Annotated in this window: 17 protein-coding genes; 1 reads left to right on the forward strand and 16 read right to left on the reverse strand. The window is 47.1% G+C overall.

Annotated elements, in window-relative coordinates:
• From QM657_RS16190 to QM657_RS16220, 7 genes are all read right to left on the reverse strand, one after another.
• Nucleotides 1-1,092, reverse strand: coding sequence for a branched-chain amino acid ABC transporter permease (locus QM657_RS16190; protein WP_415067733.1), 1,092 nt, complete (start codon nucleotides 1,090-1,092; stop codon nucleotides 1-3).
• A 12-nt stretch (nucleotides 1,093-1,104) separates the two neighbouring features.
• Entirely contained in the window at nucleotides 1,105-1,986 is an 882-nt protein-coding gene (locus tag QM657_RS16195) for a branched-chain amino acid ABC transporter permease (RefSeq protein ID WP_415067755.1), read from the reverse strand.
• 82 nt (nucleotides 1,987-2,068) lie between these two features.
• The gene (locus QM657_RS16200) at nucleotides 2,069-3,289 is read right to left on the reverse strand and encodes an ABC transporter substrate-binding protein (RefSeq protein ID WP_415067734.1); all 1,221 of its coding nucleotides are present in this window, start codon (nucleotides 3,287-3,289) and stop codon (nucleotides 2,069-2,071) included.
• Nucleotides 3,290-3,434: 145 nt separating this feature from the next.
• Entirely contained in the window at nucleotides 3,435-4,454 is a 1,020-nt protein-coding gene (locus tag QM657_RS16205) for an NAD(P)H-dependent glycerol-3-phosphate dehydrogenase (RefSeq protein WP_415067756.1), read from the reverse strand.
• A gap of 19 nt (nucleotides 4,455-4,473) precedes the next feature.
• A complete protein-coding gene (gene plsY / locus QM657_RS16210; RefSeq protein WP_415067735.1) occupies nucleotides 4,474-5,118 on the reverse strand; it encodes a glycerol-3-phosphate 1-O-acyltransferase PlsY in 645 nt (214 codons plus the stop codon).
• Between the two features lie 2 nt (nucleotides 5,119-5,120).
• Nucleotides 5,121-6,449, reverse strand: a complete 1,329-nt coding sequence (gene der / locus QM657_RS16215; protein WP_415067736.1) for a ribosome biogenesis GTPase Der — start codon at nucleotides 6,447-6,449, stop codon at nucleotides 5,121-5,123.
• Nucleotides 6,442-7,860 (reverse strand): DUF512 domain-containing protein, encoded by a 1,419-nt coding sequence (locus QM657_RS16220; protein WP_415067737.1) that lies wholly within the window; start codon nucleotides 7,858-7,860, stop codon nucleotides 6,442-6,444. Before QM657_RS16220 ends, der begins: the two co-directional genes overlap by 8 nt.
• A gap of 263 nt (nucleotides 7,861-8,123) precedes the next feature.
• Between QM657_RS16220 and QM657_RS16225 the strand changes: the two genes are divergently transcribed.
• A complete protein-coding gene (locus QM657_RS16225) occupies nucleotides 8,124-9,308 on the forward strand; it encodes a ribose-phosphate pyrophosphokinase (protein WP_415067738.1) in 1,185 nt (394 codons plus the stop codon).
• Between the two features lie 48 nt (nucleotides 9,309-9,356).
• Here QM657_RS16225 and pgeF read toward each other — a convergent pair whose 3' ends face one another.
• The 9 genes from pgeF to QM657_RS16270 form a co-directional block, all read right to left on the reverse strand.
• Nucleotides 9,357-10,208, reverse strand: a complete 852-nt coding sequence (pgeF, locus tag QM657_RS16230) for a peptidoglycan editing factor PgeF (protein WP_415067739.1) — start codon at nucleotides 10,206-10,208, stop codon at nucleotides 9,357-9,359.
• Between the two features lie 15 nt (nucleotides 10,209-10,223).
• A complete protein-coding gene (locus QM657_RS16235) occupies nucleotides 10,224-10,568 on the reverse strand; it encodes a YraN family protein (RefSeq protein ID WP_415067740.1) in 345 nt (114 codons plus the stop codon).
• A 32-nt stretch (nucleotides 10,569-10,600) separates the two neighbouring features.
• On the reverse strand, nucleotides 10,601-11,242 hold the full coding sequence (locus tag QM657_RS16240) for a ribonuclease HII (RefSeq protein ID WP_415067741.1): 642 nt from the start codon (nucleotides 11,240-11,242) through the stop codon (nucleotides 10,601-10,603).
• A 66-nt stretch (nucleotides 11,243-11,308) separates the two neighbouring features.
• Nucleotides 11,309-12,154, reverse strand: a complete 846-nt coding sequence (ylqF, locus tag QM657_RS16245; RefSeq protein ID WP_415067742.1) for a ribosome biogenesis GTPase YlqF — start codon at nucleotides 12,152-12,154, stop codon at nucleotides 11,309-11,311.
• Between the two features lie 9 nt (nucleotides 12,155-12,163).
• Nucleotides 12,164-12,715, reverse strand: a complete 552-nt coding sequence (gene lepB, locus QM657_RS16250; protein ID WP_415067743.1) for a signal peptidase I — start codon at nucleotides 12,713-12,715, stop codon at nucleotides 12,164-12,166.
• Between the two features lie 143 nt (nucleotides 12,716-12,858).
• Nucleotides 12,859-13,206 carry a 50S ribosomal protein L19 gene (gene rplS, locus QM657_RS16255; RefSeq protein WP_415067744.1) on the reverse strand — a complete coding sequence of 116 codons (348 nt, stop codon included), beginning with the start codon at nucleotides 13,204-13,206 and terminating at the stop codon, nucleotides 12,859-12,861.
• A gap of 299 nt (nucleotides 13,207-13,505) precedes the next feature.
• Entirely contained in the window at nucleotides 13,506-14,252 is a 747-nt protein-coding gene (trmD, locus tag QM657_RS16260) for a tRNA (guanosine(37)-N1)-methyltransferase TrmD (RefSeq protein ID WP_415067745.1), read from the reverse strand.
• A 19-nt stretch (nucleotides 14,253-14,271) separates the two neighbouring features.
• Nucleotides 14,272-14,781: a ribosome maturation factor RimM gene (gene rimM, locus QM657_RS16265; RefSeq protein ID WP_415067746.1), complete on the reverse strand. Its 510-nt coding sequence runs from the start codon at nucleotides 14,779-14,781 to the stop codon at nucleotides 14,272-14,274.
• 64 nt (nucleotides 14,782-14,845) lie between these two features.
• Nucleotides 14,846-15,052 carry a KH domain-containing protein gene (locus QM657_RS16270; protein ID WP_415067747.1) on the reverse strand — a complete coding sequence of 69 codons (207 nt, stop codon included), beginning with the start codon at nucleotides 15,050-15,052 and terminating at the stop codon, nucleotides 14,846-14,848.
• Nucleotides 15,053-15,054 lie beyond the last annotated feature (2 nt).

The raw sequence follows: 15,054 nt of genomic DNA on the forward strand, positions 1-15,054 counted from the left end.
TTATGCGCCTCCCTTTTCTGCCTTGTTTTTGCCAAAATACCGTTTCAGAGAATGGCGTTTTCTGAAGTCGATCAGCTTGGGACTCCAGTTGAAGATCATCATGACAATCAAAATGATGGCATAAATCAGCATACGGTAATTATTAAGCCCTCTCAAAAGCTCCGGAAGCAGAGTCAGCAGCACGGCTGATACGATGGAGCCGCGGATATTTCCGATGCCGCCGAGAACTACGAATACAAGAATCATAATGGACTGGTTGTAACCGAAGTTTTTCTGAGTGGCTGTCAGGGATGAAAGGTTATGGGAATACAGCACTCCCGCTGCTCCTGCGAGGGAAGCGGAAATGGTAAAGGCCATAAGCTTGTATTTTGTGATGTTGATTCCGATGGACTCCGCTGCAATCCGGTTGTCACGAACCGACATGATGGCACGTCCGGACCTGGAGTGGATTAAGTTCAGCACAATGAACAGGGTAATGAGAATCAGAACCACACCGATGGTAAAAGTGGAGTTCTTAGGGGTTCCCGTAATTCCCTGGGCACCGTTTAAGATGATCATGCCCCCTTCTTCCAGGTTGAGGGCAGCCGCATTTTTCATGGATATATGAAGGCCCTGAGAATCCTTTCCAATGTAAACCACGTTGACCACGTTTTTAATGATCTCACCAAAAGCCAGAGTTACAATGGCAAGGTAATCTCCCCGAAGCCTTAAAACCGGGATTCCCACCACAATGCCTGCCAAGGCGGCTCCTGCCGCTCCGATCAGGATGGCAAAAAAGAACCGGACTCCTGCACTTGGAATTGTCTCTAACGTTGCGATGGAAAACAGGGAACTGGAAAATGCGCCCACACACATGAAGCCTGCGTGGCCCAGACTCAGCTCTCCTAAAATTCCTACGGTTAAGTTTAAGGACACTGCAAGAATGGTGTAAATACAGAGGGGAACTAAAAGTCCTTTCATCAGGCTGCTGACCTGACCTGCATTTACCAGAAGCTGTACCGCAAAATAAGCAGCAATCACAAGCCCATAGGTTATGATGTTGCTTTTGGTTGTTTTGTTCAAACGGAATGTTGTTTTTGTATTTTTTTCCATGTCGTCCACCTATTATACTTTCTCGCTGATCTTCTTGCCCAAAATTCCGGTGGGCTTCACAAGAAGGACCACAATGAGGACTCCAAATACGATGGCATCGGAAAGCTGGGAGGAAATATAAGCCTTGCTTAAGTTTTCAATGACACCCAGTAAAATGCCTCCGATAAAAGCTCCGGGAATGGAGCCGATTCCCCCAAATACAGCAGCCACAAACGCCTTGATTCCAGGCATGGCACCGGTATAGGGAGTGAGAGTCGGGTATGCGGAGCAAAGAAGAGCGCCGGCAATAGCAGCCAGTGCGGAGCCAATGGCAAAGGTAAGGGCAATGGTGCCATCCACATTGATTCCCATTAACTGAGCAGCCCCTTTGTCCTCTGATACGGCCAGCATGGCCTGTCCTGCCCTGGTCTTCTTAATAAAAGAAGTCAGAACCACCATAATGATGATACAACTGGTAATGGTCACCATGGTTTCGCCGGAAATCGTCAGCTTGCCTCCCATCAGCTTGAGAGCCGGAATGGATACAACGGAAGTAAAGGACTTTGGATTGGAACCAAAAACAAGCAGTGCGATGTTCTGAAGCAGGTAGCTCACACCGATTGCCGTAATCAGAACTGCCAAAGGACTTGCCATACGCAAAGGACGGTAAGCCACGCCCTCAATGACCATGCCCAAAACAGTACATAAGATAACTGCAAAAAGTATGCCGGCAACTGGTCCTAAGCCCATTGTGCTGACAACTGTGAACACCATGTATCCCCCAATCATAATAACATCGCCATGAGCAAAGTTAAGCATCTTGGCAATGCCATATACCATGGTATAACCCAATGCAATGATCGCATAAACACTGCCAAGACTTACACCATTAATAAAATAGGATATGAAACTCATCATATCAACGCACCTCATTCGTTTTTTGTAAGGAAAATAAGAGGGTCGTCCTTTGGACGACCCTCTGTTGGGTCATATTATATTACATAGCTGTGTAAACACCGTTTACGATCTTAACAGCCTTTGGAGCTTTCTCCGGCTCACCGTCTGCAGTCCACTTCATGTTTTCACCGGTCAATCCGTTGATGCTGATTTCTGTCATAGCAGTCTTTAAAGCTTCACAGATGGTAGATGCATCCATGTCTGCCGTGATTCCAGCTTTTTCAGCAGCAGCCTTTACTGCGTAAACAGCGTCATAGCCGTCTGCAGCAAACTGGTTGGGGATCTCGTTGTGCTTTGCCTTGTAAGCTTCCACAAATTTCTTTGTCAGCTCATCTTCTGCGTCTGCAGCAAACGGAGTGAGAAGCATAACGTTCTCAGCTAAAGCGGTGTCGAAGTTTTCTACAGTCAGAAGTCCATCCAGACCGTCACAGCCAAAGAACTGTGTTGCAAATCCCATCTGATCTGCCTGAGCAAGGATTAAAGCTGCCTGTGAATAGTAAATTGGAAGGAATACAAGCTCTGCGCCGGAATCCTGTGCCTTCTGAAGCTGTACGGAGAAGTTTGTGTTGTTATCTGCTGTGAAAGCTTCGTCAGAAACGATCTCAAGTCCCTGATTTCCAGCTTCAGATACAAACTTATCATGAATACCTGATGAATAAACATCAGAGCTGTCATAAATAATAGCAACCTTGGTAGCCAGCTTGTTCTCGCCGATGTACTGTGCAGATGCTACACCCTGGTTAGGGTCAGAAAAACATACGCGGAACTGATTTTCAAATTTGGTACAGTCTGCTGCGGAACCGGAAGGAGTCAGCTGGAACATGTTGTCGTTGCTGGTCTCTGCGCCCACTGCAATGGTAGGAGCGGAAGTAACAGCACCGATCAGCATCTGCATACCCCAGTCCTTTAAGGTGTTGTAAGCATTAACTGCCTTTTCCGTATCGTGCTCATCATCCTGGAAGTTGTACTCGATCTGGACACCGTTGATGCCGCCGTTTGCATTGATCTCGCTTACGGCCAAATCCATACCGTTCATAACTGCCTGTCCATAGATAGCTGCGCCGCCTGTAACAGGTCCGATGCCGCCGATCTTAAAAGAACCTTCTCCTGAGGCACCCGCTGCTGTGCTTTCTCCTGTTGCAGCCTTTGTCTCCGCTGCTGTTGTGCCGCTGGGTGAAGCATTGCCGCCACAGGCAGTCAAAGATGCTGCCATGGCAACTGCCATACCAAGACTCAGCAGTTTTTTCATAGATTTTTTCATAAATCTTTCCTCCTTATAAAGCATTTTCACATATTCCGTCAAATCAAAAGCAAATTCAGCCCTTTTGACGTATACATAGTCTTAATAATAAAGTGGCTTTATAAAAATGTCAACTAATTTTAATACAATTCTCAAAAAAAATCATCTATTCTCCTGCTTTGTCCCATGGAATAAGTGAGCTTTCTATGGTCTTATCCCGCAGCATTAAATCCTTTACTGCCTCAGAAGCAGGCTTCCCATTGAATAAGACTTCATTCACCTGTTCCACAATGGGCATGGAGACTTCATATTTTTCCGACAGGGCAAGAGCAGCCCTGGCAGAATAGATGCCTTCTACCACCATTTTCACTTCCTTTGTGGCTTCCTCCATGGTCTTTCCCTGGCCGATCAAAATGCCTGCCCTTCGGTTGCGGCTGTGCATGCTGGCGCAGGTTACGATTAAGTCTCCGATGCCGGACAAGCCGTAAAAGGTCTGGAATTTTCCTCCCATGGTAGTTCCAAGCCGGGAAATTTCAGCGATGCCTCTGGTGATTAAAGCTGCCTTTGTATTGTCCCCGCAGCCTAAACCGTCTGCAATTCCCGCAGCAAGGGCGATGACGTTCTTTAAAGAACTTCCCAGCTCAATTCCCAGTATATCCGGGCTTGTATAGACCCTGAAAACATCCTTCATGAAAATGCCCTGAATGTATTCTGCTGTCTTTTGGGTGCGGGCGCCTGCCACACATGTGGTAGGAAGTCCCCTGCTCACCTCTTCTGCATGGCTGGGGCCGGAAAGCACCGCCACATCAGCCATGGGAAGCTCCTGCTCCAGAATCTCAGACAGAGTCATCAGAGTGGACTCTTCAATTCCCTTGGCAACGTTGACCACCACCTGCCCATAGCGGCAGTAGGGATTCATCCTCTTTGCGGTGGAACGCACGTACACGGAAGGAACTGCAGTTACCAGAATATCCCGGCCTGTCATGGTCTCTTCCAGATTCTCCGTAAGCTCGATACCCTCAGCCAGAACCAGGCCCGGAAGGTTTTGATGCCCGCGGGTTTTTTTCATCTCTGAAATCTCTTCAGGAATGGCAGACCAGACTGTCACTTCATGTCCGTTTTCATGCAAAAGCACTGCCAGGGCAACTCCCCAGGTTCCTGAACCAATCACTCCAACTTTAGCCATTTGCTTCACCTCATCTCTTTCAGCCTTTTTTTCCTGATCCAACAGAAAGCTTGTTTTCCGTTCCATGCATCAGCCTGCCTATATTGGCCCGATGGCGCCAGAATGCCTGGCCGCTTATAAGCCCTGCCATTATGTAAAATTCCGGCCGCAGGACAGGGGGAACTTCATAGATCCCCATTGCCGCGAACAGAACCAGCCATACAAAGAGAATGGTTGCAACCACCAGAGAGCCTAAGGACACGTATCTGGTTACGCCTACGATCAGCACAAAGGTCACGAGACATAACAGCATAAGCCATAAATCCAGAGCCACAATCAGGCCTGCCGTAGCTGCAATGCCCTTTCCTCCTTTAAAGCTTAAATAAAACGGATAATTATGCCCTAAAATAACGCCGAAACCCGTATACAGAATCAGAAGATAAATCATAGCCGGCTGCTCCCGGAAAATAAGCCGTATCGCCATACAGGGCAGAAAGGCTTTTAAAAAATCGCCGAGAAAGACGACAGCTCCGGCCTTTGCCCCCATGACCCTTAAGGCGTTGGTGGTGCCGGAATTTCCGCTTCCATGATTGCGGATATCGATTTTATGGGCTCTTCCGTAAAAATATCCGGATTGTATAAGGCCGAACAAATAACCGGCTAACAGACAAATGATCCTCTCCATAATTATGTTTCCTTTCCGCTCCGTTCTCTATATATAAATTTAAGGGAAGTGCCTCTAAAGCCAAACGCACTTCTGATCTTATTTTCAATATATCTGGTGTAAGAAAAATGGGTCAGTTCTTTATCGTTTACAAAAATAACAAACGTAGGCGGCTTTACGGCTACCTGGGTGATATAGTAAAGTCTCAGACGCTTGCCCTTGTCAGAAGGAGGCTGCTGCAGGGCAACTGCTTCCGACATGATTTCATTGAGCACTCCGGTGCCTACACGCAGGGTCTGGTTTTCTCGGACCATATCAATCAGCTCAAACAGCTTATTCATCCTCTGTCCCGTCTTGGCAGAAATGAACACGAATTCCGCATAAGGCATAAAGGATAAGGTGTCCTTGATTTTATTAGTATATTCATAAATGGTTTTGTCATGCTTTTCAATGGCGTCCCATTTATTTACGGCCACAATAATTCCTTTTCCTCTTTCATGGGCAATGCCTGCAATCTTGGCATCCTGTTCGGTGACTCCCTCCTGGGCGTCTATGACCACGACCACCACATCGGCCCGTTCCACTGCCGTAACCGTACGGATGATGCTGTAGCGCTCCAGCTCTTCCTTGATCTTGCTCTTTCGCCTCAAGCCTGCCGTATCAATGAATACATACTCGGTGCCGTCATGGACCACCTCTGTATCCACCGCATCTCTGGTGGTTCCTGCAATATCGGAAACGATCACACGGTTTTCTCCTAAAAGCTGATTTATAATAGAAGATTTTCCTACATTGGGTTTTCCTACGATGGCAATTCTCGGCCTGTCATCCTCTTCCTCTTCAAACTGGCTCAAGTCAAAATGCTTTGCCACCTCATCGAGAAGGTCTCCAAGCCCCAGCCTGGAAGCTGCTGATACAGGGATGGGATCGCCGATTCCCAGGTTGTAAAACTCGTATACGTCATTTCCAAACTTCTGGAAGCTGTCCACTTTATTGACTGCAAGGACTACAGGCTTTTTCGATTTCCGCAGCATATCCGCCACTTTGGAATCCGCATCTACAAGGCCCTGGCGCACATCCACGATAAAGATGATCACATCTGCCGTAGCGATGGCGATCTCCGCCTGCTCCCTCATCTGTGACAGGATGATGTCCCCGCTGTCAGGCTCAATACCGCCTGTGTCAATCAGTGTAAAATTCATATCAAGCCAGGTACAGTCAGCATAAATCCTGTCCCTGGTAACTCCGGGAGTATCCTTTACAATGGAAATGGTCTCCCCGGCCAAAACATTAAACAGCGTAGACTTTCCCACATTGGGGCGGCCTACGATGGCAACTACTGGTTTACTCATATTGTATCTCCTTTCCTCTTTCCTGCCCGTCTTCCCGGCATAGAGGTATACCCGCAAGGGTGTTCAATTCGTATCCTTCATAAGAAACTTCGTTCTTTCCTACCGGCCCCAAAACTGCCTGCACAAAATCCTGACCGCTTGATTTTACAATATCTACCTGTACTTGTAAAGCCTTTTGTACATCCTGACGGGTCAGATCATCAAGAAATACCTCTTCTCCGCTGCGGAACATGCACTCCGGAAGCAAAAGCCTTTGGCCCAGGGGCTGCCCGGAAAGCTGTTTGATCAAATCCTGCCCCGTAATCAGGCCCGCTACCGTAATATGCTCTCCAAAAAACACATTTTCAATAGTATATACATGAACGCTCAGACCCGGAAACTTTTTTCGGATCAGTTCACTGTGGTTTTTAATAAATGGAGCAGCCAGTTTTCCTGTTGCAATGGAAATCTCTCCAATGCGGCTGTCTCCTTCCAGACTCTTTAAAGCAGTTTTCACTTCTTCTTCTAAAATCCGGAGCATTCCCACTCCATTTTCAAGCTGGATGTACCCGTCGTAGCGGTTCTCTTCCGGAATTGGCAGACCGGCCAGGATATAGAATTCATCACTGGCATGGATGAAATGGCTGCCATGGGCTTCATACAGCTTTTCCTGCCACTCTTCCACGATTTTCAAACAATCCCTGGCATCCTCGGCTGTCATGGCCTCCAGGGGATATAAGCCCTCCCTGTGCTTAGACACGCCTACAGGCACCACGGAAACGCTTTCCATGAAGGGAATATACTCTGATAAGTCCCTGATGGTCCGGTCCAGCTCTTTTCCGTCATTGACTCCCTTGCACAGCACGATCTGCCCGTTCATGGGGATTTCCGCTTCGTAAAGCCTGCGAATCTTTCCCAGGGCTTCCCCTGCAAACCGGTTGTGAAGCATCTGGCATCTCAGTTCCGGGTTGGTGGTGTGGACCGATATGTTGATGGGCGCCAGTTTGAATTTAATGATGCGCTCAATATCATGGTCGCTCATATTGGTCAGAGTCACATAATTTCCCTGTAAAAAGGATAGCCTGGAATCGTCGTCCTTAAAATAAAGAGTCTCCCTCATGCCCGGCGGCATCTGGTCTATAAAGCAGAAAATGCATTTATTCCTGCAGGAGCGGTATTCGCTCATGAGTCCGTTTTCAAAGGTGATTCCCAAATCCTCGTATTGGTTCTCTATTTCCAGCTCCCATTCTTCTCCGTTTTGCTTTCGCACCACCATGAGAATGGCTTCGCTGTTCATGTAATATTCATAGTCAAAAATATCTTCCAGCTCGTGTCCGTCTATGGACAGAACTTCATCACCAGGCTCCAGCTCCAGTTGTTCCGCAATGGAACCGGGAGCGATTTCCTTTATGGTGTGCCCTTTTTTGTTCATTATTTCTTTACCTTTCTGTAACTGCCGATCTATATAAAGGATGTCCATTTTTTGTCATAAATGAAGCATTCGCACTGGTATTATATAATAACCTTCTATGGAAATGCAAACAAAAATTGCCTTTCCCTCTGTTTTTTGTATTTTTCCCTAAAATGTGACAAAGGCTATTGACGCATTCTGTCAATCAATGGTATAAAGGGATGTAAGATTATAAACAGGCAGTCTTACGGCTGGCTGTTCATTTTTATGGAGGAATCTTTGTCATGGCAAATGATTATGTTTTTAACGACCGGCTTCCTGTAGGTCCTTTAAAGATCGCAGCGCTGGAAAGCTGCAGGGAGCTGGCCACAAAAGTGAATGACCACATTGTGGGATTCCGCAGGAATGATATCGAGGAGCTTACCCGCCGGGAAGCCGATCTTCATTACCGCGGATATGATGTTGACTCTTATCTTTTAAAATGCCACTGCCCCCGTTTTGGAAGCGGTGAAGCTAAGGGAATCGTCAAGGAGTCTGTCCGGGGTACGGATATCTTCGCAATGGTGGATGTGACTAACCACAGCATCCCCTATACGGTCAACGGTTATACAAACCACATGTCTCCCGACGACCATTTTCAGGATTTAAAGCGGATTATCGGTGCATGCAGCGCCACTGCCCACAGGGTAAGCGTTATCATGCCGTTTTTATATGAGAGCCGCCAGCACAAAAGATCAAAACGGGAATCCTTAGACTGCGCCATGGCTTTAGAAGAGCTGGTAAACATGGGTGTGAGCAATATCATCACCTTTGACGCTCATGACCCCAGAGTCCAGAATGCCATTCCATTAAGCGGCTTTGACAACTTCATGCCCACCTATCAGTTTGTCAAGGCAGTATTAAAGCACTATCCCGATTTAAAGATTGACAAAGAGAACTTAATGGTCATCAGCCCTGATGAGGGTGCTATGGACCGGGCCGTATATCTGGCCAACAACTTAAGTATTGATATGGGTATGTTCTACAAGAGAAGGGATTATTCCCAGGTCATTGACGGACGCAACCCCATTGTTGCCCACGAATTTTTAGGTTCCTCCGTAGAAGGCAAGACCGTTCTCATTGTGGACGACATGATTTCTTCCGGTGAAAGCATGCTGGATACCGCCAGGGAATTAAAGGAGCGCAAGGCCGATAAGGTCATCGTCTGCTGTACCTTCGGACTGTTTACCAACGGACTGTCAAAGTTTGATGAATTCTACAACAAGGGCTATATCGACTGCGTGGTAACCACCAACTTAAACTACCGTCCTGAAGAGCTGTTTGACAAGGAATGGTATGTGGAAGCCGATGTCAGCAAATACATGGCTGCTGTTGTGAATTCCTTAAATCACGACGTATCCATCAGCACAGCCCTCTCTTCTACCGAAAAAATACAGAAGCTTTTAAAGAAATATTCCGGGCGTTTTTAATGCTTTAAAATGGGGCAGTTCCTGTTGCGAACTGCCCCATTTTCTATGCTAAGGAATCAGGCTTAAAAATGCCCCTAAGTTTCCCCTCTCATCTCCTGTAACACGGTGGGAAAATAAATACTCCGGATTGCAGCGGGTGCAGATATCCGTAACCTGAATATGCTCTTCCTTTACCCCGGCTTCCTTAAGCACAATTTTGTTGGCCTTCCAAAGATCCAGCAAATACTTTCCGTTTCCCTGCTCCTTTAAAATCTCCTCCCAGTGCTGCTCATCAAACCCTTTCATAAACTCTCCCGCGACCTCGCTTCCCACCTCGTAACACTCATTACAGATGCTGGGACCGATGCAGGCAATCATATCTTCCGGCTTTGATCCAAAGACTTCTCCCATCTTCTTTACCGTCACTTCTCCCATGCGGTTTACAGTTCCTCTCCATCCGGAATGACTGAGCCCGATGGCCTTGTGAACCGGGTCCAGGAAGTAAAGAGGGACGCAGTCTGCATAAAAGGTCACCAGGGTGATCCCGGAAACATTGGTGATCAGGCCATCCACATCTTTATACTCCCGCTCCTTTGTGATTCCTTTTCCGGCATCCTCCTCCGTCACCACTCTCACATTGGTGGTATGGGTCTGGTAGGATAAAACCATCTTTTCTGCCTCAACACCCAGGGCCTCTGCCATCCTCCTGTAATTTTCCATCACATGCTCCGGGTTATCTCCTCTGGTAAAAGTGAGGTTCATAGAGGCGAATTTCCCCTGGCTGACTCCGCCCAGTTTCGTTGAAAAGCCCTGTTTTACCAGGCCGGTTTCTTCCAGAATGGGAAAGGATAAGTAAGGGGCCGGGCCTTTTGTCTTATAATCCAATATCTCTTTGCCCCTGCGCTTCCATATATCTTTCATCCGTTATACCTCCGTTTAAAATGCATCCTGAATAAGCCGGATTTCATGGCCCAATATGGCAACCACATCAAACCGGCAGGCAACATCTTCTCCCAGGCCATGACAATACAGATATCCTCTGGCCCCGTTTCTGATCCTTCTCTGCTTCCGGCTGTGAACAGCCTCTGCCGGGTCCCCTTTTTCTGAACTGGTCCGGTATTTCACTTCTATGAAAACCAGATATCTTCCATCCCTTGCAACAATATCGATTTCTCCCAGCCGGTCCCTGTAATTCCGTTCCAGAATCTCATATCCGGCGCCCTGCAGATAGGAAGCGGCCATTTCTTCAAACTGATTTCCAACCTGTCTTGAATTTTTCAAGCTCATCCCCCATATATCATATTTTTCTGCAATCAGCTTGTGAAATTTTTAATAAAGCTGCGCCTGTGAATGGGACAGGGGCCAAATTCCTTCAAAGCGGCAATATGGACAGCGGTCCCATACCCCTTGTGCTTTGCAAACCCATATTCCGGAAACAGCTTGTCATATTCCTCCATCATCCGGTCCCTGGTCACCTTTGCCAGAACACTGGCAGCGGCAATGGATACGCTCTTTGCATCTCCCTTGATAATGGGAACCTGGGAAATGGCGACTTCCGGAATGGTGACAGCATCATTTAAAAGCACCTCAGGCTCTGTTTTTAAGCCTTTTATGGCCTGCCTCATGGCCGCATAGGTGGCCTGCAAAATATTGATTTCATCGATGACGTCAGCTCCCACCACCCCGATGGAAAAGGCAATGGCTTTTTCCTGGATTTCATCAAATAAGGCTTCCCGCCGTTTCTCCGTCAGCTTCTTTGAGTCGTTTAAAAACAGCAGCTCACAGTCTCTTGGCAGAATCACCGCACCTGCCACCACCGGACCTGCAAGAGGCCCCCGGCCCACCTCGTCAATGCCGCAGACTGCAATATGCTCCTCATACCGGTATTCAAATTCCTTCATCTTCTCCAGGCGTTCCCGCTCTGCCTGAAGTTTTTCTTCCGTTAATTTTCTCATGTATGCGCTCCGTTTATAAAAGAAGGCCCGCCCTTTTTAAGAGCCGGCCCGTATGTTCTTAAATGCTTATGGCTGTGGCGGAAATTCCAGAGTGATCTTTCCCAGCTTTCCGCTTCGGAAATCATCGATAAAAAGATTGGCCGCCCGGCCTAAATCCAGTTCCCCGCCTCTGGCGAGACAAGACCTGGCCTGTGCGATCTGCCCTAATACCGCTATATCCTCCCCGTCAGTGATTCCGTACCGTTCAGAAAGCACCTGGGGGTATTCCTTCTTTAAGAAACCGATCAGCTCCAAAGCAAGCTCATCCTTATTTAAAATCTCGTCATTGACAGAACCGATAAAAGCCAGACGAAGTCCCACCTGCTGGTCCTCAAATCTGGGCCATAAAATTCCCGGTGTGTCCAGAAGTTCCAGATTCTTATTGAGCCTGATCCACTGGTTTCCCTTGGTCACTCCAGGTTTATTTCCTGTCTTGGCACACGCCTTTCCAGCAATGGAATTGATGAAGGTAGACTTTCCCACGTTGGGAATTCCCACCACCATGGCACGGACCGGACGGTTTAAAATCCCTCTTCTGCGGTCCCGCTCTATCTTTTCCTTACAGGCCTCCTGTACCACGCTGTTGATCTGCTTTAAGCCTGATCCTGTTCTGGAATTGACCTTGATCACGTGACAGCCCTTTTCCTCAAAATAGGAAGCCCAGGCATTGTTGTAGCGCTCATCTCCCAAGTCAGACTTATTGAGCAGGACCATCCGGGCCTTCCCGGCTCCCAGCTCGTCAATATCGGGGTTGCGGCTGCTTAAAGGGACTCTTGCGTCCACCAGCTCTATAATCAAATCAATTAATTTGATATCTTCTTTCATTGCCCTTTTGGCTTTGGTCATATGACCTGGGTACCATTGTATATTCATAACATTCCTCTATCTTGAACGAATTAATTCCATCTTTGCAAAAGGTTTCATACGAAACCATACTTTTCCCTGTATCTGTCTGCCGCTCACATTTCCTATGTTGGAAAAACGGCTGTCTTCACTGCTGTCCCGGTTATCGCCCAGCAAAAAATACTCATCTTCTCCCAGCTTTACAGGCTTTTCCGCAAGCCCTGAAAGGGAGACCCGGCCCAAACCTTCCGGCTCCTTTAACTTCTCACCGTCAATATAGATTTCATCGTTTTTTATCTGAACCGTTTCTCCCGGCAGACCGATGACTCTCTTTACATTCATCTTCTGGTCTTCTCTCTGGAATACCACCACGTCAAACCGGAGCGGACGCCCAAAATCATAAGAAAGCCGGTCCATCAAAACCACATCTTCTGATGCCAGAAGGGGGGACATGGAATGGCCTGCAATGACGATCTGGGTTCCATAGGCGTAAACCAGAAACCATGCAAGTGCAATGACCACGACGATGTCAACGATCCAGTTGACCCAGTGGCGAAGCTTGTTATTATCTTCACTATGATAAAAATCCATCTTTTAAACACCTTTATAATGAAGTCCGATTCGCTCTGCTCATCGAACGACTGGGTTACCCGCCGTGAGTTCTTCATGCCCTCATCAGGCAACTCATGTCAAGAAAGGGACAATTTGCATTGTCCCTTTCAACTGTTCCGGAATTATCTAACCAATTCTTTTACCTTGGCAGCCTTACCTACTCTGTCTCTTAAGTAGTACAGTTTTGCTCTTCTTACTTTACCTCTTCTTACAACTTCAATGTTGTCTACAGAAGGGGAATGTAATGGCCAGGTCTTCTCAACGCCGATGCCGTTAGAATTCTTTCTTACGGTAAAGGTTTCTCTTGCGCCGCCGTTCTGTCTTTTGATGACAGTTCCTTCAAAAATCTGGATTCTTTCACGGGTTCCCTCTTTGATCTTGTTGTATACCTTAACGGTATCGCCAACGTGGAACTCCGGTACGGACTGCTTTAACTGTGCTGCTTCGATATTCTTAATAATTTCGTTCATTGTGTGAACCTCCTTGATTTTATTTGATGTTCTTAATACTTCATACTGGAATCCGTAACAGAGGACCATCTCCTTTTCATCACAACATTTTGTATTCTAACATAAAGGCCTCTGGATTGCAAGTCCTTTCATGAATAAATTGTGACAGTTTAGTACGGTATCTTCTTGCATGACCTTCGGCCATACAAGAAGCATCGGAGGTTCCTCCGATGGGAATAATGGTGCGAAAATCAGCTTACAAGCGAGCTTGACGCTGATTTTCTCCCCATCATTCCGCCGTACTGAACTGTTACAATAAATTATTCCCCGTTTTCCAGCTCTTTTTCCAGTTTTTTTAAATATTCCGCTTCTTTTTTTGTCAGGACCGCTTCCTCTAAAAGATCGGGCCGCCGTTCCAGAGTCCGCTTAATGGACTGCTCCCGTCTCCAGGTATCGATGTTTTTATGATGGCCTGATAAGAGGACCTCAGGAACCCGCAGGCCCTTGTATTCCTCCGGTCTGGTGTACTGGGGATATTCCAGCAGGTTATCGTGAAAGGATTCAAATTCAGCGGAAACGTCGTTATTTAAAACGCCGGGAATCAATCTGGAAATGCAGTCAATCATCACCATGGCAGGAAGTTCTCCTCCTGTCAGGACGTAATCGCCGATGGAGAGATAATCCGTTGCAATCAGCTCCAAAGCCCTTTCGTCAATTCCTTCGTAATGGCCGCAGAGGAAAACAAGGTCTTCCTCCTTGGAAAGCTCCTCTGCGATCTTCTGGTTAAAAACCTTTCCCTGGGGAGTCATATAAATGACACGTGGTCTTTTTTCCAGCTTCCCGCACAAATCCTCATAGGCATCACAAATAGCCATAGGCTGCATCACCATTCCGGCTCCGCCTCCGTATGGATAATCATCCACCCGCCGGTGCTTGTCCGTGGAATAATCCCGGATGTCAATGGCTTCAATGGAGAGAAGGCCCTTTTCCGCCGCTCTTCCGATAATGCTGGTATTTAAGCCGTTTAAAACCATATCAGGAAACAAGGTCAGTATGTGATAGTTCATCTTTCATCCGCTCCCTATTTTAATCCAGAAGTCCGTCCATGATGTGGACCTTTACAATTCCTGTCTCCAAGTCCACACTTAATACGCATTCCTTAATGGCCGGAAGCAGGACTTCCTTCCCTGACTTGGTTTTCACCTCATAAACGTCATTTGCCCCGGTCTTGATTACGTCCGTCAGAGTTCCGAATTCTTCTCCGTCCTCCGTAACCACCGTAAGCCCGATTAAGTCAGCAATGAAATTTTCATCCGGTCCCAGCTTCACAGCCTGGTCCCTGGTGACCAGCAAATCTTTTCCCTTGTATTTTTCAATGTCATCGATGGAGTCATATCCCTTGAATTTAAGAATCGCCATATTCTTAAAAAATTTCACGTTCTGGATTTCCAGTTCCATATGCTCCCTGCCTGTATCAAGAATCACCTTTTTTAAACTCTTAAACCGGTTTACATCATCTGTGGTAGGATAGACCTTCACCTCTCCCTTCACCCCATGGGTGGAGGAGATCACACCGACTCTCAATAAATTTTCCATCTGTCTCTCCATATTATATTAAGGAAGAAAAAACCGCCTTCCCAACTGGCCGGCGGTCTTGTCATTACTGGATTTCTACAGTAACCTTCTTATCTTCTTTGGAAGCTGCTGCTTTTACAACAGAACGGATTGCCTTTGCAATACGGCCCTGCTTGCCAATGACCTTGCCCATGTCGGAAGGCGCTACTGTAAGCTCAAGAATGATTTCATCGTCCTTTACAGTTTCAGCCACAACAACCTGATCCGGATTATCAACCAGTGCTCTTGCAATCA

It is taken from the genome of Lacrimispora sp. (assembly GCF_047605665.1).
Lineage (GTDB): Bacteria > Bacillota > Clostridia > Lachnospirales > Lachnospiraceae > Lacrimispora.

Bases quoted from the DNA above. Each gene is read 5' to 3' on its own strand.
- QM657_RS16190 (WP_415067733.1), bottom strand. From the start codon at position 1,092: ATGGAAAAAAATACAAAAACAACATTCCGTTTGAACAAAACAACCAAA.
- QM657_RS16195 (WP_415067755.1), bottom strand. From the start codon at position 1,986: ATGAGTTTCATATCCTATTTTATTAATGGTGTAAGTCTTGGCAGTGTT.
- QM657_RS16200 (WP_415067734.1), bottom strand. From the start codon at position 3,289: ATGAAAAAATCTATGAAAAAACTGCTGAGTCTTGGTATGGCAGTTGCC.
- QM657_RS16205 (WP_415067756.1), bottom strand. From the start codon at position 4,454: ATGGCTAAAGTTGGAGTGATTGGTTCAGGAACCTGGGGAGTTGCCCTG.
- plsY (WP_415067735.1), bottom strand. From the start codon at position 5,118: ATGGAGAGGATCATTTGTCTGTTAGCCGGTTATTTGTTCGGCCTTATA.
- der (WP_415067736.1), bottom strand. From the start codon at position 6,449: ATGAGTAAACCAGTAGTTGCCATCGTAGGCCGCCCCAATGTGGGAAAG.
- QM657_RS16220 (WP_415067737.1), bottom strand. From the start codon at position 7,860: ATGAACAAAAAAGGGCACACCATAAAGGAAATCGCTCCCGGTTCCATT.
- QM657_RS16225 (WP_415067738.1), top strand. From the start codon at position 8,124: ATGGCAAATGATTATGTTTTTAACGACCGGCTTCCTGTAGGTCCTTTA.
- pgeF (WP_415067739.1), bottom strand. From the start codon at position 10,208: ATGAAAGATATATGGAAGCGCAGGGGCAAAGAGATATTGGATTATAAG.
- QM657_RS16240 (WP_415067741.1), bottom strand. From the start codon at position 11,242: ATGAGAAAATTAACGGAAGAAAAACTTCAGGCAGAGCGGGAACGCCTG.
- ylqF (WP_415067742.1), bottom strand. From the start codon at position 12,154: ATGAATATACAATGGTACCCAGGTCATATGACCAAAGCCAAAAGGGCA.
- lepB (WP_415067743.1), bottom strand. From the start codon at position 12,715: ATGGATTTTTATCATAGTGAAGATAATAACAAGCTTCGCCACTGGGTC.
- rplS (WP_415067744.1), bottom strand. From the start codon at position 13,206: ATGAACGAAATTATTAAGAATATCGAAGCAGCACAGTTAAAGCAGTCC.
- trmD (WP_415067745.1), bottom strand. From the start codon at position 14,252: ATGAACTATCACATACTGACCTTGTTTCCTGATATGGTTTTAAACGGC.
- rimM (WP_415067746.1), bottom strand. From the start codon at position 14,781: ATGGAAAATTTATTGAGAGTCGGTGTGATCTCCTCCACCCATGGGGTG.